The sequence below is a fragment of the Ruminococcus sp. NK3A76 genome (assembly GCF_000686125.1).
GTDB lineage: Bacteria > Bacillota > Clostridia > Oscillospirales > Ruminococcaceae > NK3A76.
Map to the genome: position 1 here is coordinate 1,414,118 of NZ_JMMA01000002.1, position 19,364 is coordinate 1,433,481.

The following is a 19,364-nucleotide window of genomic DNA, read 5'->3' on the forward strand; positions in this document are numbered from 1 at the left end:
ACTTCCGAAGAATATGCTCTTGAATGAATTGCCAAAGCCCATTTTTCAATCAACCTTTCAAATAATTTCTTGCGCCGAACAGCTTAGTGCCGATCCTGATAAGATTTGAGCCATGCTTTATAGCCATTTCATAATCGCCCGACATACCCATTGAAAGTATATCCATAGACACATTTTCAAAGCCTTTTTCCTTTGTCAGGCAAAACAGCTCATTCATCTTTTCAAATACATCCTCTCCGGCACCAATGGGAGGAATAGCCATAAGGCCCTTTATCCTTACATTTTCAAGCTCGGATATCTGGGAAACGAGCTCAAAGAGCTGAGACTTGTCGATACCGCTCTTTGATATCTCTTCACCAATATTTATTTCTATAAGTATATCCATTATCCTTGAGACTTTTCCGGCCTGCTTGTTAATCTCATTTGCGAGCTTAAAGCTGTCAACAGACTGTATAAGCGATACGCTGTCAGCGATATACTTGACCTTATTAGTCTGAAGATGCCCGATAAAATGCACCTGAGCACGTTTATCATAAAACTCCTTTTTGGAAAGATATTCCTGAACTCTGTTCTCACCGAGCAGGCAAAGCCCGTTTTCTATTGCGAAGTTTACCTTCTCATAAGGAACAGTCTTAGTAACTGCCATAATGTCAACTTCACCCCTGCCGTATTTTTCACGGGCATTATTTACATTATAGCATATCTCTTTATAATTTTCAAGGATATAGCTAAAATCTTCTCTGTCATTCACTGTTTCCATTTTTAACCGCCTCCAGAAGTATCTGGTCATACAGGAGCAGGTAATCCTCATTTGAGGTGTTCTTAGAAAGGACATAGTCCTCGCCCTCATAGACGATATCTATCTTCTTGAACTGTACGTCCTGCCCGAGAATAACATATACGCCTTTTTCCTTTTTGCTGTTAAAACGTATAGCCTCTCTTGGCACCTTAAGTCCTGTATAATCATCAAAAACAAGCTCTATTCGCTGAACACGCTCGCTTACAAGCGCCGAGTCAAGACTGTCACAGGTGAGTATCACAATGCTCTGCCCGTCTCCTGCATCTTTTACAGACTCAACGTAAACATTGTATGTCTCCTTAGATGCACTGAGCATGGCCTTGAGCTCTATCCCGGACACGACTCTCTCATCATTGTCTATTACCATGAGTATCTTGCACGAATAGTCCTTTAATAGCTTTCCTGCCGAATTCGGCGGCTTAGCAACAGAATCATTGCCTTCGATAATATCAACTATCTGCTGCTTATTAAGATTCACGCATTTTTCTTTATTAAGTATCGCCTCATACCCGTCAGCATAGCTCACAAAATAGCCTGTTTCAGAAGCATCTATCTTTTCCTTGGGCTTTTTGACACTTTTTTTGAGGTCTTTAAGCTCTTTCTTAAGCGAAGCAATCACTGAATCATAGCTGTCTGTAGCATTAGTAACAAGATTGTATATGCTCATTATCTGAGAGATCTCACTCTCATACTTTTTCACGGTATCGAAATCATTATCTATCGAGGCGCTTATCAGCAGCTTGTATTTTGCATCTATCTGTGATTTTAACGATTCCGGCTGTATATAGTCGGTCGTACCCGGCTGCTCGGCTCTTTCAAGCTCTGCAATACGGTTTTCGAGCTGCTCTATACGGTTAACGTTCAGAATATCCTCTTCGCTGGCATAGACATTTGCAACAGTGCTTCCTACAGACACTTTGCTTGCATCAGCGTAGTTGTATTCAAGCACGCCGTCGCCCGAATAGGTTATCACGTTTTCGTCCCTGACAAAAACGCCTCTGGCTGTAACATTATCATTATATGTATAAAGCTCAGCCTCAACGGTATCACGTTTCTCGTTAAAATGATAATAGACCTGATAAGCGACCATAACCACTACAAACAATGACAGCAATACCGTCATTACCTTGATAGTTGCCGATGATCTCATTATCTATTCCTTCTTCTTATTCCTGATTGTTATCTGCGGATTCAAGCAGATTGATATATGCTGCCGGAACTATTGTTGAAATAGCGTGCTTGTAAACAAGATACTGCTTGCCCTCAACATCAAGTATGACAACATAGCTGTCAAAGCCCTTTACAGTACCCTTGAACTGGTAACCGTTTGTAAGGAACATCGTAACAGCTATCCTTTCCTTTCTTGCCTGGTTTAAAAAAACATCCTGCAGATTAATATTCTTATTCATTGTATATCACCTTTCTTTTTGATTATCTTTCCATTTTTTTACACATACTCTTTGCACTATAAGTATCAACTTATATTATATCACAAAAAAATAGTTTTGGCTACAATTTTTTGAACATTTCTTAAAAAATTTTCAAAATCACTGCTTTCAGACGGGTCGACCCAGTTTATACCTTCCATTCTGCGAAACCACGTCAGCTGTCTTTTGGCGTAATGACGTGTCTCCTGCTTAATAAGCTCAACACATTCATCAAGCGGCTTTTCACCTTTAAAGTAAGGGATAAGCTCTTTATAACCTATCGCTTGACAAGCTGTCTCAAGGGTGCAGCTTTCATAAACTGACCTGCATTCTTCTATCAGCCCGTCTTCTATCATAATATCGACACGCCTGTTTATCCTGTCATAAAGCACCGCTCTGTCCTTAAAGCCAAGCCCTATGATACAGCTTTTATAATCGCTTTCTTCAGTTATGCTTTCCTTTCTCAGCTGCGAGAGCTGCTTTCCGGTAAGCATATATGCTTCGATACCCCTTATTACACGAGGCACATTGTTTTCATGAACGCTGTTTGCAGTCTCGGGGTCGATTTCAAGCAGTCTCTGCCACATCGCATGAGCACCAAGCTCCTTGTACTCAGCTTCAAGCCTTGCTCTTAGCTGAGGGTCAGACTTGATCTCCTCAAACCTGACATTATTGATAAGTGAAGAAATATATAGCCCTGTGCCGCCGCATATTATCGGCTGCTTTCCTCTGCTGTATATATCGCTGATACACTCTCTTGCAAGCGGCAGATAATCAGCGACGCTGAATTTCACATCAGGTTCGACAAAATCTATAAGATGATGTGCGATACCCTGCATTTCTTCTGCTGTTGGCTTGGCCGTTGCGATAGACATACCTTTGTATATCTGCATCGAATCTGCCGAAACGACTTCTCCGTTATACAATTTAGCCAGCTCGACAGCAAGTGCTGTCTTTCCTGATGCTGTAGGCCCACAAACAACTATAAGCGGTATCTTATTATCCATAGTTTATCACACTCAGACAATTCTTCTGAATTGCTTCTCAATATCCTTCTTTGTCAGCTTTATCATAACAGGCCTGCCGTGCGGACAATACCTGATATCATTGTTGCCGTATACAGCATTCACAAGCGACTGAAGTTCCAATATATCATTATCATCATTAGCCTTGATAGCAGCCTTGCACGCCATAGAGTGAAACATCTCATCAAAGAGTTCGAGCTTTGGGTCAGCCTTGCAGTCAATGAAGTTCTTAGCAAGCTCAGGTATTATATCCGCCGGGTTCATATCGCCCAACACAAGAGGCATACCCTTGACTGCAACAGTAGGGGCTACATCACACTCGATCTCAAATCCAAGCGTGCGTATCTTTTCTGTGTTCTCAGAAATAGCATCATACTCGTCATACGACAGCAGCACCATAACAGGTTCAAGAAACAGCTGCGGTTCAAGCTCGTCAGCCTTATGGCGTATCTTTTCAAAAAGCACTCTTTCGTGAGCTGCGTGCTTATCTATCATATACATATCATCGCCGGCCTGTAGTATGATGTAAGTCTTGAAGACCTCGCCTATTATCACAGGCTTTACAGGCTCCGGCTCCTCATCTGAGACTATCTCGACTATTGGCTTTTCAAAAGACTTGCCGCTTATAAACTGATACTCGTTCTCATCATTCTCAAAGTCCACAGGTGCAGCACTTGTAATGACCTCATCCTTTTTATCAGATACAGGTATCGGCTCATTGACAGGTTCAGGCTGTATATCAGCCTTTTTCTCAGGCTCAGGTTTTTCATCAAAAACAGGCCTGTCCTTGTAAGGCACACTGTTTATATCCCTCAGGGTCTTTAAAAACAGGTCTTCATGGACATCATTTTTCTGCGCTTTATTATCAACAGGCGGTTCATCATTCTCTATGACGACAGAAGGCTTGTTTCTTGCAGGCTCCTGCCTTAATACAGGCGGAACAGGTATTGCAGCCTTGACAGGTGTCTTGCTTTCAGGAACAGTGCTGTCTGATCTCTTATCATCAAATGAGAATCTAAGCTGCTCACTCTTTACGATATCGTGATCTACATAAAGCTCCTTATCAGTGAAATTGCGTTTTTGCTCAAAGACCATCTTCTCGGTCTTATCTTTTGTCATGAGAGAATTCTTGACAGCAAAATACACAGCCTCTCTTACAAGAGCGTTATCCGAAAACCTGACTTCTATCTTAGTCGGGTGGACATTGACATCTATGATATCAGGCGGAACATCGAGGTATAGCACACACGAAGGAAACCTGCCTACCATGATAGTATTCGTGTAGGCTTCTTCCAATGCATTGACGCATATATCCGACCGCACATATCTGTTATTTACAAAGAAACGCTGAAACTTGCGGTTTGGCTTGCCGCAAAGCGGCTTGCATATATACCCTCCGACATGAACACCGTTATGTGTATAATCCACAGGCAGCAGACCGCCTGCAAAATCTCTGCCGAAAACCGAATATATCGAGGAAAACACCTTGCCGTCTCCGGCTGTGACCAGCTCCGGCTTATTGTCTCTGATATACTTGAACGAAATCTCGGGGTGAGAAAGTGCCAGCTTTGTTACTATCTCAGAGACTTTATTTGCTTCTGAGATGTCTTTTTTAAGGAATTTAAGCCTTGCAGGGACATTATAGAATATATCCCTTATGATAAATGTTGTGCCGTCAGGACAGCCGGCAGGCTCATAAACAGTCTCCTCCGAGCCGCTTATCTCATACCTTGTGCCAAGCTCATCTTCTGCTCTTTTTGTAAGCACCGATACCTTTGCAACAGCACATACAGAAGCAAGCGCCTCACCTCTGAAGCCAAGCGTGCCTATAGCATTGAGGTCGTCCTTCTCAGCGATCTTGCTCGTTGCGTGCCTTAAAAAGGCAGTAGGAACGTCCTCAGAAGCTATGCCGCAGCCGTTGTCTGTTATCCTGATATAAGTTCTTCCGCCGTTTTTTATCTCGACGGTTATGATATTCGCACCGGCATCAATGGCATTTTCAAGCAGCTCCTTTACAACGGAAGCAGGCCTGTCAATTACCTCGCCGGCTGCGATAAGCTCTGAGACCTCACGGCTCAAAACATTTATTTTCGGCATTGTTTATCTCTTTTCTATGTTACAAGTATTTTAAAAGCTCCTTATGGAATTCACGAAGCTCCTCATCGGTCATCTCATCAACATTTGTCCTTTTTATCCTGTTGATGACCTCTTCATGGCCAAGATTGGAAAAACTGAGCTGCGAAGTATCTTCCTTTTTCTCGCTGTTAGCGATAAGTCTGAGGCTTTCCTCTTTCATCTGGTCAAGAAGCTCCTTCGAGCGCTTGATTATCTTGTTAGGAAGCCCTGCGAGCTTAGCGACCTCGATGCCGTAGCTCTCGTCAGTACCGCCCTCGACTATCTTACGAAGGAAAATAATATCCTCGCCTTTTCTCTTTACAGCGACAGAATAGTTCTTTACACCTTCGAGCTCGTTTTCGAGCTCGATAAGCTCATGATAATGCGTCGCAAACAGAGTTTTGCAGCCTAAGCTCCTGCTCTGTGAAATAAACTCACATACACTCTTTGCAATAGAGATACCGTCAAATGTCGAAGTACCTCTGCCCACCTCGTCAAGTATAACAAGGCTGTTCTTAGTTGCGTGCTTGACGATATCAGCGACCTCGCTCATCTCGACCATGAAGGTTGACTGGCCGGCCGTAAGATCATCTGAAGCACCTATTCTTGTAAATATCTGATCTACAACAGATATCCTTGCGTGATCGGCAGGCACAAAACAGCCTATCTGTGTCATAAGAGTAATAAGTGCGACCTGACGCATATATGTTGATTTACCCGACATATTAGGACCCGTGATTATCGACATCCTGTTAGTCGTGGTATTCAAGTAAGCATCATTAGGAACGAACAGCTCGTCCTTCTGCATAAGCTCAACCACCGGGTGACGGCCGCCTTTTATCTCGATATTACCGTCGAGAGCGACCTCGGGCTTTGTATAGTTGTTATTGATAGCAGCTGTAGCAAATGAACACAGCACATCTACCATAGCAACAGCACCGGCAGTCTCCTGAACAAGACGAAGCTGAGTCGAGACAAAGTCTCTTATCTCGCAGAATATATCAGCCTCTAAAGTCTTTACCTTATCGCTTGCACCGAGAATAGTGTTCTCGGCTATCTTAAGCTCCTCGGTGATAAATCTCTCACAGTTAGTAAGCGTCTGCCTTCTTGTATAGTTATCAGGAACAAGGTCATAGTATGACTTTGTGACCTCGATATAATAGCCGTAAGGTCTTGAATAACCGACCTTAAGGTTTTTGATACCGGTCTTTTCTCTTTCCTTTTCCTCTATATCCTTAATGATATCCTGACCGCCGGAGATGATATTTCTCAGACTGTCAAGCTGATCGTTAAATCCGTCTTTGATTATTCCGCCGTCCTTGATATTTACAGGCGGCTCATCAACTATTGCATTTTCAACAAGGTTTGAAATAGCATCAAGTGTTGATATCCTGCTGTTGCAGTCTTTTAGCAGCTTTGTGTCAAATGAGGAAAGGATGCTCTTTATTGCAGGAAGTTTAAGCGCAGTGAGCGAAAGTGATTTAAGATCTCTCGGATTAGCTGTCTTATACATGACCCTTGTCATCAGACGCTCTATATCATAAACACCTGAAAGAAGCTCCTTAAGCTCACCAAGCTCGACAGGAGTAGAAGTCAGCACCTCTACAGCATTGAGTCTTTCGATTATCTTAACAGGATTTATAAGCGGCTGCTCAATGCAGGTCTTGAGCATTCTCTTGCCCATTGATGTCTTGGTGTGGTCAAGCACCCATATGAGAGAGCCTTTTCTCTCTTTATTCCTGAGAGTTTCTACCAGCTCAAGATTTCTTCTTGCTGTAAAGCCTATAGTCATTACAGGGTCACTTTCGTGCTTTTGCAGCTTTGAAAACCTGCCCACGACTGTCTTCTGCGTTTCCTTAATATATGTAAACAATCCGCTGACTGCGCAAGCGCCGACAGAGTTTTCATCAAGCCCTATCATATCAAGGCTATCGACCGAGAACTGCTTGCATATATCATTATAATGTCTTGAAGCTGAGAACTGGCCTTCTTCAAGCAGTGTGACAGATGCCTTTATCTTCTGCTTGATAAATGACATACAGTCCTTAAGTGATAGCACACCGTCATTTATCAGAACCTCAACAGGTGAAAACCTTGCAAGCTCATTTATCGCAGATGTAACGAGCTCCTTGCCCTCCACCTCAAAAAGATGTGCTTCACCGGTAGAGATATCCGCCAGACAAAGCGATGCTTGCTTAGCTTTGACATAAAAGCAGCACAGATAATTATTCGATGTCTCGTCAAGCATACTGTCTTCTATGACAGTACCCGGTGTGATTACTCTTATTACATCACGTTTGACAAGTGTTTTGGTGTTTGCAGGGTCTTCGAGCTGTTCGCAAACTGCGACCATAAAGCCTGTTTCTATGAGCTTTTTTGCATATTCATCGCAGGCGTGGAAAGGCACGCCGCACATAGGCGCACGGTCATCAAGACCACAGTCCTTACCGGTAAGAGTAAGACCTATAGCCTTTGATACCATAACAGCATCATCAAAAAACATCTCATAAAAATCGCCCACTCTGAAAAAGAGAACATAGTCTTTATAATTATCCTTGATATCAAGGTATTGCTTCATCATAGGCGAAAGCCGTGATCTGTCGATATCCTCTATCCTCATCAAAAAGCCTCTTTCTATATGCACCAGTTTGTGCATAACATAAAACTAAAACCTATTACACGCTTATTATCAGCCGCAGCCGCCGCATGAAGCGCATGAGCCCGAGCAAGATGATACAGGCGGCTCGTCAGGAAGCTCCATAGGGTCTTTGCCGTTTGCGCTGTTTGTAATGATGTAATTAACAGCTGTGAGCATCTTCTCAAATGCTTCCTTTGTCTCGTTATATTTTACCATGCAGGGATTAGCCATTATCTCCTGATATATCTCACCTATCTCATCATCAAGAGAGGTAAGTATCTCAGCGCTCTTGTCCTCCTTGCGCATCTGCTCATTAAGAGCACGTCTTTTCATATTGAATACACCGATAAGTCTCTGAAGCTCAGGGTCATTATCGTTAGCTCTTGCTGCATCGTAGAATGCAGTGTATCTCTCGTCCTGCTGTATTATTGCTCCAAGCTCCTTGGCTTTTTCTATAACTGTCATGATCATTCAGTCCCTTTCTTTTATATCAGTTCGCCAAACAATGCCCAGTTGGCGAATTTATTTATCCTGACTGTGACAAAGCTGCCTATGAGGCTATCGTCACCGTCAAATTCCACTATTATGCCTTCGGTATTCCTTGCAGCAAGCTGCATCTGTCTGCCCTTGCTTTCAACAAGAACAGTTATCTCCTTGTCAAGAAATCTTGAAAACAGCCGCTGTGTGTTCTCACGCTGTTCAAGCAGCAGCTCACGAAGCCTCAGGCCCTTTGTTTTATCATCAGTATCATCGGGCATCACTGCCGCAGGTGTACCGCTTCTTCTCGAATAAACAAAGGAATATATATTGTCATATCCCACACGCCTGATAAGAGTCTTTGTCATTTCAAACTCTTCCTGTGTTTCACCGGGGAAGCCGACTATCAGATCGGTCGTAAATGAGAAATCGCTCTTTTTATTTCTTGCATAGTCTATTATCTTAAGATAATCCTGCGCTGTATACCGCCTGTTCATCAGCTTTAATATCCTGTCAGAGCCAGCCTGAACGGGAAGATGAAGATGCTTGCATATATGCTTGCTTTCAAGTATCGTATCAATAAGCTCATGTGTCGCATCTTTCGGGTGAGAAGACATAAACCTTATCCAGTAGTCACCCTCTATCTTATCTATCTCCCTAAGCAGTTCAGGGAAACCATAACTATATGAGTTGACATTCTGCCCGAGAAGTGTTATCTCTTTATAACCTTCCGAGATCAGCTTTCTGACCTCGCTGATGACAGCCTCAGGTTTTCTGCTGCGTTCTCTGCCACGAACATACGGAACGATACAGTAAGTACAGAAGTTATTGCACCCGTACATTATAGGAACAAAGGCCTTTATCCTGCTGTCTCTGATCTGAACAAAATCCTCAGAGATCTCTGATACCCTTTCACTCAGCTCGAAGACACGCTTTTTGCTGTTGATAACAGTATAAAGCATCTCATACAGTCTGTCATAAGCAAATGTACCGAATACAAGGTCTACCTGCCTGTATGATGCCTTTATCTTTTCTGCAACGTGTTCAAGCTGTGCCATACAGCCGCAGACACCTATTATAACGTCCTTGTTCTTTTCTTTCAGATGCTTAAGATCGCCAACTGCACCATAAACAGTGTTCTCAGCATTCTCTCTGACAGCACAGGTGTTGAAAATAATAAGCTGCGCTTGCTCGTTATCATCAGTAAACTCATAGCCTATAAGCGAAAGCTGACCTTTGAGCTTTTCACCGTCAGAAACATTCTGCTGGCAGCCAAAGCTGTATACATATGCAAGCGGCCTGTGCCCGTTTGTTTCAAGATAGTCATCACAATACCGCCTAAGACCTGCCTGAGCATCTGTTTTTACGGTGTTTTCCAAAGCATACAGCCTCCCATTTTACAGTTAGTGGCACTAAATACCCAATATACATTTAATTATACACTTTTTTAAGAGATTTGTCAATATCTTAAATACATACCAACTGCATTCACGCATTTGCACAACACAGAACCAAAATGTACCCTGTTTTCCTCCTTTAGTCACAATCAACAAACAAGACTGCCGAATTTTGTGAGAATAAGCAATTGATTATTTGCGCTAAACAATTTATAATGAAAGCAGTAAAAAAATGGCTGTATTGTCGAAATTCAATCTTGCTAAAGGAGGGTGCGCAATGCCGGAAAAAGCATCAATAATCAAGGCAATATCTCTGATAGCCGCTGCTGGTTTATTTGCAGCGTGTCTTGTTATGTTCTATGTCAAAAACGAACATGAAAGTATCGAAGGCGAGCCGGCCGAGTCTGTACCTGCCGCAATCACATCTTTCAGCAACGAGCACTCATCACATGAGCAAGATAATTCACCTATAGATATAAACAAAGCGACACTTAGCGACCTTATGAACATTGACAGTATAGGAGATGTCACTTCACAGCGTATACTAAACTACCGGACAGAGCACGGCATTATCCATGACATAGCAGAGCTGACCGAGATAGACGGGATCGGTGAAGAAACAGTTTCACTGCTGATGAAGTATTTCTACGTAGATGAAAAAGACTATATAGAGTTCACCACCACAACATTCTCAACTACTCATAAAAGGACGACTACCCACCGCACGTCCACATCCCGCAGAGAAACGACCTCGACCACACGAAAGACTACAACCGCTGCATCTACCACAAAAGCAGCCGTCTTCCCTATTGACATCAACAAGATAACCTGTGACGAGCTTATGCAGATAGACGGCGTGGGTGATGTGCTCGCAGATAAGATAATATCCTTCCGGACAGCAAAGGGCAAGATAACCGACATGGAGCAGCTGCTTGAAATATACGGCATAGGCGAAGGCACGCTTGATAAGCTGTGTGCATATCTCTATGTAGATACGGCAGACTATTCCAAAGCATCGACCACCACCACAACAGTTACAACTTCTAAAGCGACCGAAACAACAGCAAAGACTACGCAGACAGCCACAATTTCAATATCGACCACTGCTCCTGAAAAGCAAAAGCGGCGTGTCAACATAAACGAAGCAGATGCCGCCGAGATAGCCGATGCCTTGCTTATAGACAATGAAGCAGCTGATATGATAGTCTGGCTGCGGGTAAAGATACACGGCTACAGCAATATTCTCGAAGTGCTCTATCTTGAAGAATTTGATGGAAGGTATGATGTTGATTTTTATAATGGGATAAAAGACTATATCTATGTATGATATGTCATTCCTGTAGCTTTATCATATGGGTATTACGGCCGCCTCTGAATATCAGGGGTGGCTTTGTTATTTGCTTTATTGTAAAATCATGCTCCTCATATAGGTATAAAATGTAAATCACAGGAGAGAATAATTGTAAAATTTCTGTCCCGGTACTTGTAACGGAGGTAAATATGTTGTATAATAAAATATATACACGCTTTTGCTCGGTAGATATACCCATGCTAATGTGTTCGTTCGCATTATGCAGCGTGTCGCTGTATTCACTGTATACGCTCAGCATGAACAACAGCATGAACAGGCTGACAGGCGGCGTATCAAGGCAGACTGCACTCACCCAGGCTGTAAGCATACTTATTGGCATAATAGTGTTTGTCACAATTATCCTTGCAGGCAAGAAGACAGCAAAGCGACTCTCCCCTGCTGTGTTTATCATTTGCATTGTACTATGTGCATTAACACTCACTCCGCTCGGAGTGACAGTAGATGATGACAGAGCATGGCTCTCGTTTGCCGGAATATCTTTTCAGCCCTCTGAGCTGTTGAAGATAGGATATATAATGTGTGCATCATTTATTCTCTCATCAGTCGGGAATAAACGAATAAGGTACACACTGTTCTGTCTATGCTCGACAGCTTCAGCAGTAATAATATTCCTTCAAAGGGATATAGGCACTCTGATGATATTCGTTCTTATAGCTGTGTGTATGCATTTCTGCTCAGGCTCAAGCAAAAAACTGTGGGCACTTGGTATACTGCTGTCTCCTGCATTTTTATATATTGTATGGAGAATCATTCTCAACAGCGACCAGCGTGCAAGGATACTTTCAGCAATAGACCCGTCGCTTGACCCATATGGCATAGGCTATCAGCAGATAAGCGCATCAAATGCCATTGCAGAGGGCGGCTTTACAGGCAGGCTGTTCGGACCAAAAGGCAGCTTTGTATATGTATCATCAGCACACAATGATTTCATACTGTCGTTTATAGCTCAGCTTTTCGGAAGCATAGGCATATTTGCAGTGTGCATGATGCTTTGCTTTGTAATTGTAAGATCAGCGCCCAAGTCCGGCATCGGCAGTTATGTGTATTATCTCAGATCAGGAGTGTTCATGATGCTTGCATCGCAGGCAATAATAAACACAGCAATGAACCTGTCACTTTTCCCGGTAGTGGGGATAACACTGCCATTCGTTTCAGCAGGAGGAAGCTCTGTAGTGTCGGCATTTTCCGCACTTGCGCTTATATCCTTGCCTGAAAACAATGAAGCATCACCCGAAGGGGTAATATAATAAAACAATAGAGGAGGAGTAATCATGGCAAAATATACGCTTAGACAAATATATCTTTCAGATGCAGATGCACAGAGAGAAAGATTTTCAAAGGCCATTGAAAAATATGAAAGGATCTTCGGTGAAAAGCCTGAGCGTTTCTTTTCTGCATCAGGCAGAAGCGAGGTAGGCGGCAACCATACAGACCATAACTGCGGAAGGGTGCTTGCTTGTGCAGTCTCACTTGATGTTATCGCCTGCGTTACTCCAAGAAACGATAACATCGTAAGAGTGAAATCAGAAGGTTTCCCGGAGGACGAGGTCGATCTGTCTTCCCTCGAACCCTCACAGAATGAGCTTGGTATATCTTCCTCGCTTATAAGAGGCGTTGCTGCAGCACTCACAAGAATGGGCTACAAAGCAGGCGGCTTTAACGGATATACCACATCAAGCGTGCTCAAAGGCTCCGGCATATCTTCATCAGCAGCTTTTGAAGTGCTGATAGGCAATATATTCAATTCACTCTACAACAACGGCGAGATAGACGCTGTTAAGATAGCTATGGCATCTCAGACGGCTGAAAACGAGTTCTTTGGTAAGCCCTCCGGCCTTATGGATCAGATGGCTTCATCAGTCGGCGGTTTTATCACTATCGATTTCAAGGATCTTAAAAATCCTGAGATCAAGGCTATCAGCTTTGATTTTGCAAAAGCCGGCTACAGCTTATGTATAGTTGACACAAAGGGCTCACACGCAGACCTAACCTCTGAATACGCCGCTATACCTGCTGAAATGAAAAGCGTGGCTGAATTCTTCGCAAAGGACTGCCTTAGAGAGCTTGACAAGAGCACCATACTCAAAAACTACGAAGCACTGAGAAGACGCTGCGGAGACAGAGCTGTTTTAAGAGCACTTCATTTCTTTGATGACAACGACCGTGTGGTAAAACAGGCACAGGCGCTTGAAAACGGCGATTTTGAAACATTCCTTAAGCTCGTTAATGAGTCAGGTTATTCAAGCTACTGCTATTTGCAGAATATTTATGCAAGCTCCGATCCCAGAAATCAGGGCATGAGCTTAGGCCTTTACACCGCAAAGAATGTTCTCGGCGACAGAGGTGCTTGCAGAGTACACGGCGGTGGTTTTGCGGGTACTATACAGGCATTTGTCCCGAATGATCTGCTTGATGAGTTTATCAGCGCTCAGGAAAACCTGTTCGGCAAGGGTGCGTGCTTTGTCCTTTCGATAAGGCCTGTCGGCGGAACCGAGGTAGATCTTACATAATGAAGAACAAGAATAACAAAGGCGGTCTCCTTAACGCCACCCAGCAGAAGCTGATATCGAACATGACCAAAAAGTTTATGGGCAGCGATGTAAAGCTCAGGCTGCTCCCAAACAACGGTATAATGATAAACGGCCTTGAATTTACTGTTATAGGTGAGAGCATAGGGCGTGAATCATCAAAAGGCTTTGCTATCAGCATTACCGGTGATGAGATAGATAAAGACAGGCTTAAGTTTACAACTATCACTATGAAAGCCGGCAGCGGGGCTAAAAACACTGCAATCACAAAACGCCTCACAAGGGCTTTGAAAAGTGACGGAAAATATGCATATCAGGCAAAATTCCCGAACACATTTATCCCCGAGGCGGAAGACCTGAGCGGAATGGACAAGCTCGAACAGCTTATGGCAGGCAGCAGAAATCAATTCGTATTCAAACTCACCCCATATTACGAGGGTGAGAAGGAAACAGAAGTGATGATAGCATTCTACCCGTATGAGAGCGTTCTTACAGGGGCTGCAACGCTTTATAAAAAAGTTACGAGCAATTCAAACTACTATGCTGACAGCTTAAAAAAATAGAACAAAGGAATCAAACGCTATGAGAATGAGAAGAAAAAAGCATCTTGAAGAAAGACTTGAAGCCTGCGGCGACAAGATAATCTTTATGGACAGAGACGACCGCAACTTTGAAGTCAAAACAACAGAAAGCATTCTTGACCTGAAGTCATTATTCGGGAATGATAACCCGATACATATGGAGATAGGCTGCGGAAAAGGCAAATTCGTCTGCGATATAGCAAGACAGAACCCGGATATAAACTATCTTGCTGTCGAAAAAGCAAGCAATGTTATAGTCGATGCAGCAGAAAAAGCTATCGGGCTCGGTATTCAGAATGTTATATTCTTAAGAGGCGGCGCTGAATACCTTGACAGCTATATCCCTCAGCACAGCATCGGAAGGATATATCTGAATTTCAGCTGCCCGTTCCCCAAAAAATCCTATGCATCGCACAGACTGACACACCACAGATTCCTTGAGATATACAAGCGGATAATGCTCCCTGAAGCCGAGATACATCAGAAGACTGATAATATGCAGCTGTTTGAGTTCTCTATCGAACAATTCTCACATTCAGGATTCGGCATAAAGAATGTTTCTCTTGATCTGCATAAGTCTTCTTTCGAGGGCAACATCATGACAGAGTATGAAACACGCTTTGCAGAGCTTGGGCAGCCGATATACAGGCTCGAAGCAGAAATACTTAAATAACAGCAAAAGACGGGACATATAGAATGCCCCGTCTTTTTTATTTCCGCTTAGTTGCAGCCGCAGCCGTTACCACAGCCATTGTTGCCGCAGCCGCAGCCACAGCCGAAGCCGCCCATTGCGATTATGAGGATAAGAATGATTATCCACCAGCAGTTGTTACCACACATAGTATTTATCTCCTTATACTTATTTAAAGCGTCGGGCTTGCGTCCTGCGCTTTATAGTACAGTTTATGTGAGGTGTCTGATTTGTGTTACTGTGCTGTTGTATGCAGATTTTATGAAAGTAAGATTTGTCCTGTGCATAGAATTTATAAAAACAAATATCACCTGATTATTATATCTGTTTTCAGTCAATAATACAGGTGATATAAATATCTGTATAGGCGGTGTTTGATTTGGCACTAACAGGCAAGCAGCCCGATCTTGAGGGTTTTACTAAAAAGGCAAAGGATATAATTAGACAGAGCACACAAAGCGCAGGACGGCTCGGGTGTGAATACATCGGCAGCGAGCATATCCTGCTGAGCATACTTGAAGACGGAACAAGCGGTGCAGCTGCCCTGCTGATAAGAAACGGTGTAAGCTATAAATCCGTTCTTGATGAGATAATAGCAGATACACCTCCCCTGCCGCCTGTAAAGCTCACACTTGCACAGCTTACAATCAACGCAAAGACGATAATATCATCTGCCGTGAGCATTTCAAAGACTATCGACTCGGTGCCGGCATCGACAGAACTGCTCCTTGCTGCTATCCTTGACAGAAAAGAAAGCTATGCCTGTGAGATCCTCTCCACTCTTGGGGTCAACACCTCTGGATTGTTTAATTACCTGACATTAGGCGACAGCAAAGCACTCGGCAAAAAGGAGAAAAGAGTTTTTAAGTCACTTGAACGCTACGGCAGAGAACTCACAGGCAAAGCATCGCTATCATTTGATACAGTAAGTGAGCGTGATGAAGAACTTGAACAGATAATGGAGATCCTCTCACGCAGAATGAAAAACAACCCTTGCCTTGTGGGAGAAGCAGGTGTCGGTAAAACTGCGATAGTTGAATGTCTTGCCAGAAGAATATATGAGGGCAATGTACCTGCCGCACTAAAAAGCACAAGAATATTTGCTCTTGACCTTATATCACTTCTTGCAGGAGCAAAATACAGGGGTGATTTTGAAGAAAGGCTAAAAGCCTGCATTGAAGATGCGGCAAGTGATAAAAACGTAGTACTTTTCATAGACGAGCTTCACGGAATAGTAGGCACAGGGGCAGCCGAGGGTGCAATAGATGCCGGAAATATCCTAAAGCCTCAGCTTGCAAGAGGAGAGATAAGACTTATCGGTGCTACGACCTATTCAGAATACTCAAAGACCATAGAGCGTGACCGAGCACTTGAAAGGCGTTTTGCAAGAGTGGATATAAAAGAGCCTTGCTTGGAAAAGGCTGTAACCATTCTAAAAGCAGCAGCTCCGAAATATGCATCATTTCATAAGCTGGCGATACCTGATGATATCGTTGTATATATCTGCGAAATGGCACAAAGATTTATAACCGACAGGAGCTTTCCCGACAAAGCTATCGAGATACTTGATGAAGCGTGTGCATATGCAAAGCTGAGCCACGAAAGAGACAGATGTCAGCTTAAGATATCAAAACCGCTTGAAGAATACCTTGCAAACAAAATAAGCAGAGACAGGTATATGCAGCTGATAAGCAGCACATCAGATGAGATAAGGCTCAAAAGAGAGCATATAGCATATGTCATATCAAGAAAAACCGGTATCAGATGCATCAATGAGCTGTCAGACAAAAGATCTAAAGTAATGCAGCTTGAAGACAAACTCTGCCGCACTGTCATAGGACAGCAAGAAGCAATAAGACTTGTATGCGCCGCAGTTAAACGCAGCTTTGCAGGGCTTGACAGAGGAAAACGCCCCTGTGCAGGATTTGTATTTGCAGGGCAGAGCGGCGTCGGTAAATCACTGCTTGCTAAAGCATTAGCCTGTGAATTGTACGCCGCCGAGGGCTCACTGATAAGACTTGATATGTCCGAATATTCGGACAGAATGAGTGTATCAAGACTTTGCGGCGCAGCGCCGGGTTATGTCGGATACGAGCAAGGCGGCCAACTGACTGAGAGAGTAAGAAAATGTCCATACAGCGTAGTTGTATTTGACGAACTTGAAAAAGCGCACAGAGATATCTGGAATATCCTGCTACAGATACTCGAAGAAGGTGAACTGACCGACTCGCAGGGAAGACGTGTCAGCTTTACAAATACAATAATTATCCTAACCACCAACCTCGGAAGCACGCCGAATGACAAATCGGGGAAAATAGGCTTTGGTGCATCTGATGCAGACAAGGAAAGGAATAAAATCATAAAAGCAGTTTCTGATTATCTGTCACCTGAGATAATGGGAAGGCTTGACGGAGTTGCGGTATTCAGACAATTAAGCAGGCAGGCTCTCATAAGCATTGCGGAAAAAGAGCTTGGCAGCCTTAAAGAGCGTCTTACAGACAAAGGAATGTGCTTTGATTACTCGCAAGACTCAGCAGCCTTGCTCGCTGACAGGTCACTGAATGACCCTAAGGGTGCAAGAGCTGTGAGAAACCTTATCGAAAACACTATTGAGCCGCAAATAAGCGAATATATCCTTAATGATGCAGAATGTACACTGACATTGACTGCCGAAGGAAACGAATTACTTGTCACCAACAAGATAGATGAATCAGCCGACGAGCTTGAACTCAGCAGCTGAAAAATAGACTGTGCAGATAATACACTGCACAGTCTTAAGTATTTATTTTCTATTCTATCTCTCCGCCGCCAAGCACATGATCACCGATATAGAAAACAGCAGCCTGCCCTTTGGAAACAGCCCTGTGTGGTTTATCGAACCTGCACAGCACCCTGTTATCATCAAGCGGTGATATAACGCAATCAGCCGGGGTCTGATGATATCTTGTCTGAGCCTTGCATCTTACAGACTCATTTAGTTTATCTATCATAATGAAATTGCAGTTTTTAGCTACAAGCTCATCAGAATATACTTCCTCACTCGTGCCGAGAATAAGGGTATTGTTCTCCGTGTCTTTCTTAACAACGAATAAAGGCTGCTCGTAGGAAACACCAAGCCCTTTTCGCTGACCGATAGTGTAGTGGATAAGCCCTTTATGTTCGCCGAGCTTTCTGCCGTCAGTAAGTACGATATCTCCCGAAGGCTGCTTGCCGGCTGATCTTTCGATAAATGCAGCATAATCACCGTCAGGAATAAAACATATATCCTGTGAGTCAGGCTTTCCGGCGTTGACAAGATCATTCTCCAAAGCTATACCTCTGATATCGGTCTTATTCATCTCACCGCACGGGAAAAGTGTATGCTCGAGCTCGTCCTGTGTCATATTGTAAAGCACATAGCTCTGATCTTTTGAAATATCAGGTGAACGCATTAACAGCCACCTTGCTTTGCTTTCATCATATTCTCTCACAGCATAGTGTCCTGTAGCGATATACTCATATCCGAGTATCCTTGCACGCTTTAAAAAGCTGCCGAATTTCAGATGCTTATTACACTCAATGCAGGGATTTGGCGTTCTGCCGCCGACATACGAATCTACAAAGTGTTTGATAACATAATGATCAAAATCCTCTGACATATTAAAAACAAAGTACTCGATACCGAGCTTTAAAGCTGCGAGCTTTGCATCAGTTGTATCATCAAGCGAACAGCAGGTCTTTGATTTATCCTGACCTATATCCTCATTTGAATACAGCCGCATGGTAGCGCCTGCACATTCATAGCCCTGTGAAAGCAGGAGCCTGACAGCAACCGAGCTGTCAACACCGCCGCTCATAGCCACAAGAACCTTTTTATTATCCATTAGTATGTTCCTCTTATCTGTATAGCTTATCTCCTCTGCAGATCTCTTCTTTCTTTATATCTGAAAGAAAAAGCCCCACATTGTCACCCATGCTTGCCGACTGTATAGCCTTGCGGAAGCTCTCGATAGCAACAACATTAAATTTACCGTTTTTCTTACGCCCGTTGAGATTAACAGTATCACCCATGTTTATAGTTCCGCTCTCGATAACACCTGTAACCACAGTTCCTCTGTTTTTTATGGCAAAAACATCTTCAACAGTAAACATGAAGTTTCCTTCGTTGGCATAAGTATAGCTGTCAGCGGCGGTATAATTCTCGCTCTGAGCAGCATCATTGTTTAGTGCTTCATTATCACTGTTGTAATCACACCTGACCTGATACATCGAGTCAAAATCATTCTCATCAGGCAAACCAAACAGTTTTTTCAAAAAACCCATTTTTCTATTCCT

At 43.3% G+C, this 19,364-nt stretch carries 16 protein-coding genes; 6 read left to right on the plus strand and 10 right to left on the minus strand.

Going from position 1 to position 19,364, the window contains the following annotated elements; genetic code table 11:
- Positions 1 to 49: 49 nt before the first annotated feature.
- The 8 genes from CD05_RS0106740 to miaB form a co-directional block, all read right to left on the minus strand.
- Positions 50 to 760 carry a YggS family pyridoxal phosphate-dependent enzyme gene (locus CD05_RS0106740; protein WP_037322864.1) on the minus strand — a complete coding sequence of 237 codons (711 nt, stop codon included), beginning with the start codon at positions 758 to 760 and terminating at the stop codon, positions 50 to 52.
- Positions 744 to 1,949 carry an HlyD family efflux transporter periplasmic adaptor subunit gene (locus CD05_RS17750; protein ID WP_037322866.1) on the minus strand — a complete coding sequence of 402 codons (1,206 nt, stop codon included), beginning with the start codon at positions 1,947 to 1,949 and terminating at the stop codon, positions 744 to 746. Before CD05_RS17750 ends, CD05_RS0106740 begins: the two co-directional genes overlap by 17 nt.
- 16 nt (positions 1,950 to 1,965) lie before the next feature.
- Positions 1,966 to 2,208: an RNA chaperone Hfq gene (gene hfq / locus CD05_RS0106750; protein ID WP_028509856.1), complete on the minus strand. Its 243-nt coding sequence runs from the start codon at positions 2,206 to 2,208 to the stop codon at positions 1,966 to 1,968.
- Positions 2,209 to 2,288: 80 nt separating this feature from the next.
- Positions 2,289 to 3,233 carry a tRNA (adenosine(37)-N6)-dimethylallyltransferase MiaA gene (gene miaA / locus CD05_RS0106755; RefSeq protein ID WP_028509857.1) on the minus strand — a complete coding sequence of 315 codons (945 nt, stop codon included), beginning with the start codon at positions 3,231 to 3,233 and terminating at the stop codon, positions 2,289 to 2,291.
- A 12-nt stretch (positions 3,234 to 3,245) separates the two neighbouring features.
- Complete coding sequence (mutL, locus tag CD05_RS0106760) at positions 3,246 to 5,348, minus strand: DNA mismatch repair endonuclease MutL (RefSeq protein WP_028509858.1); 2,103 nt, start codon at positions 5,346 to 5,348, stop codon at positions 3,246 to 3,248.
- 19 nt (positions 5,349 to 5,367) lie between these two features.
- A complete protein-coding gene (mutS, locus tag CD05_RS0106765; RefSeq protein WP_028509859.1) occupies positions 5,368 to 7,986 on the minus strand; it encodes a DNA mismatch repair protein MutS in 2,619 nt (872 codons plus the stop codon).
- A 69-nt stretch (positions 7,987 to 8,055) separates the two neighbouring features.
- A complete protein-coding gene (locus tag CD05_RS0106770) occupies positions 8,056 to 8,469 on the minus strand; it encodes a YlbF family regulator (protein WP_028509860.1) in 414 nt (137 codons plus the stop codon).
- 20 nt (positions 8,470 to 8,489) lie between these two features.
- Positions 8,490 to 9,860 (minus strand): tRNA (N6-isopentenyl adenosine(37)-C2)-methylthiotransferase MiaB, encoded by a 1,371-nt coding sequence (gene miaB, locus CD05_RS0106775; protein WP_051588862.1) that lies wholly within the window; start codon positions 9,858 to 9,860, stop codon positions 8,490 to 8,492.
- A 295-nt stretch (positions 9,861 to 10,155) separates the two neighbouring features.
- Here miaB and CD05_RS19580 point away from each other — a divergent pair, with 295 nt between their 5' ends.
- The 6 genes from CD05_RS19580 (at position 10,156) to CD05_RS17760 (ending at position 17,790) form a co-directional block, all read left to right on the plus strand.
- A complete protein-coding gene (locus CD05_RS19580) occupies positions 10,156 to 11,205 on the plus strand; it encodes a helix-hairpin-helix domain-containing protein (protein ID WP_051588863.1) in 1,050 nt (349 codons plus the stop codon).
- A gap of 173 nt (positions 11,206 to 11,378) precedes the next feature.
- The gene (locus CD05_RS0106790) at positions 11,379 to 12,497 is read left to right on the plus strand and encodes an FtsW/RodA/SpoVE family cell cycle protein (RefSeq protein WP_084262123.1); all 1,119 of its coding nucleotides are present in this window, start codon (positions 11,379 to 11,381) and stop codon (positions 12,495 to 12,497) included.
- Positions 12,498 to 12,521: 24 nt separating this feature from the next.
- Positions 12,522 to 13,760, plus strand: coding sequence for a galactokinase family protein (locus CD05_RS0106795; RefSeq protein WP_028509863.1), 1,239 nt, complete (start codon positions 12,522 to 12,524; stop codon positions 13,758 to 13,760).
- The gene (locus CD05_RS0106800) at positions 13,760 to 14,341 is read left to right on the plus strand and encodes a hypothetical protein (protein WP_028509864.1); all 582 of its coding nucleotides are present in this window, start codon (positions 13,760 to 13,762) and stop codon (positions 14,339 to 14,341) included. Before CD05_RS0106795 ends, CD05_RS0106800 begins: the two co-directional genes overlap by 1 nt.
- 19 nt (positions 14,342 to 14,360) lie before the next feature.
- A complete protein-coding gene (trmB, locus tag CD05_RS0106805) occupies positions 14,361 to 15,032 on the plus strand; it encodes a tRNA (guanosine(46)-N7)-methyltransferase TrmB (RefSeq protein ID WP_028509865.1) in 672 nt (223 codons plus the stop codon).
- Between the two features lie 397 nt (positions 15,033 to 15,429).
- Positions 15,430 to 17,790 (plus strand): ATP-dependent Clp protease ATP-binding subunit, encoded by a 2,361-nt coding sequence (locus CD05_RS17760; protein WP_051588864.1) that lies wholly within the window; start codon positions 15,430 to 15,432, stop codon positions 17,788 to 17,790.
- 49 nt (positions 17,791 to 17,839) lie between these two features.
- Here CD05_RS17760 and mnmA read toward each other — a convergent pair whose 3' ends face one another.
- Both mnmA and CD05_RS20870 read right to left on the minus strand, forming a co-directional pair.
- A complete protein-coding gene (gene mnmA, locus CD05_RS0106820) occupies positions 17,840 to 18,913 on the minus strand; it encodes a tRNA 2-thiouridine(34) synthase MnmA (protein WP_037322868.1) in 1,074 nt (357 codons plus the stop codon).
- A 13-nt stretch (positions 18,914 to 18,926) separates the two neighbouring features.
- Positions 18,927 to 19,352 carry an EF-Tu/IF-2/RF-3 family GTPase gene (locus tag CD05_RS20870; RefSeq protein WP_198021580.1) on the minus strand — a complete coding sequence of 142 codons (426 nt, stop codon included), beginning with the start codon at positions 19,350 to 19,352 and terminating at the stop codon, positions 18,927 to 18,929.
- Between the last annotated feature and the right edge of the window lie 12 nt (positions 19,353 to 19,364).

Excerpts from the sequence above, each read along its gene's own strand:
- CD05_RS17750 (WP_037322866.1), bottom strand. The coding sequence starts at position 1,949 with ATGAGATCATCGGCAACTATCAAGGTAATGACGGTATTGCTGTCATTG.
- miaA (WP_028509857.1), bottom strand. The coding sequence starts at position 3,233 with ATGGATAATAAGATACCGCTTATAGTTGTTTGTGGGCCTACAGCATCA.
- CD05_RS20870 (WP_198021580.1), bottom strand. The coding sequence starts at position 19,352 with ATGGGTTTTTTGAAAAAACTGTTTGGTTTGCCTGATGAGAATGATTTT.
- CD05_RS0106770 (WP_028509860.1), bottom strand. The coding sequence starts at position 8,469 with ATGACAGTTATAGAAAAAGCCAAGGAGCTTGGAGCAATAATACAGCAG.
- CD05_RS0106795 (WP_028509863.1), top strand. The coding sequence starts at position 12,522 with ATGGCAAAATATACGCTTAGACAAATATATCTTTCAGATGCAGATGCA.
- CD05_RS0106790 (WP_084262123.1), top strand. The coding sequence starts at position 11,379 with ATGTTGTATAATAAAATATATACACGCTTTTGCTCGGTAGATATACCC.
- mutL (WP_028509858.1), bottom strand. The coding sequence starts at position 5,348 with ATGCCGAAAATAAATGTTTTGAGCCGTGAGGTCTCAGAGCTTATCGCA.
- hfq (WP_028509856.1), bottom strand. The coding sequence starts at position 2,208 with ATGAATAAGAATATTAATCTGCAGGATGTTTTTTTAAACCAGGCAAGA.
- CD05_RS0106800 (WP_028509864.1), top strand. The coding sequence starts at position 13,760 with ATGAAGAACAAGAATAACAAAGGCGGTCTCCTTAACGCCACCCAGCAG.
- CD05_RS19580 (WP_051588863.1), top strand. The coding sequence starts at position 10,156 with ATGCCGGAAAAAGCATCAATAATCAAGGCAATATCTCTGATAGCCGCT.
- mnmA (WP_037322868.1), bottom strand. The coding sequence starts at position 18,913 with ATGGATAATAAAAAGGTTCTTGTGGCTATGAGCGGCGGTGTTGACAGC.
- mutS (WP_028509859.1), bottom strand. The coding sequence starts at position 7,986 with ATGAGGATAGAGGATATCGACAGATCACGGCTTTCGCCTATGATGAAG.
- CD05_RS0106740 (WP_037322864.1), bottom strand. The coding sequence starts at position 760 with ATGGAAACAGTGAATGACAGAGAAGATTTTAGCTATATCCTTGAAAAT.
- trmB (WP_028509865.1), top strand. The coding sequence starts at position 14,361 with ATGAGAATGAGAAGAAAAAAGCATCTTGAAGAAAGACTTGAAGCCTGC.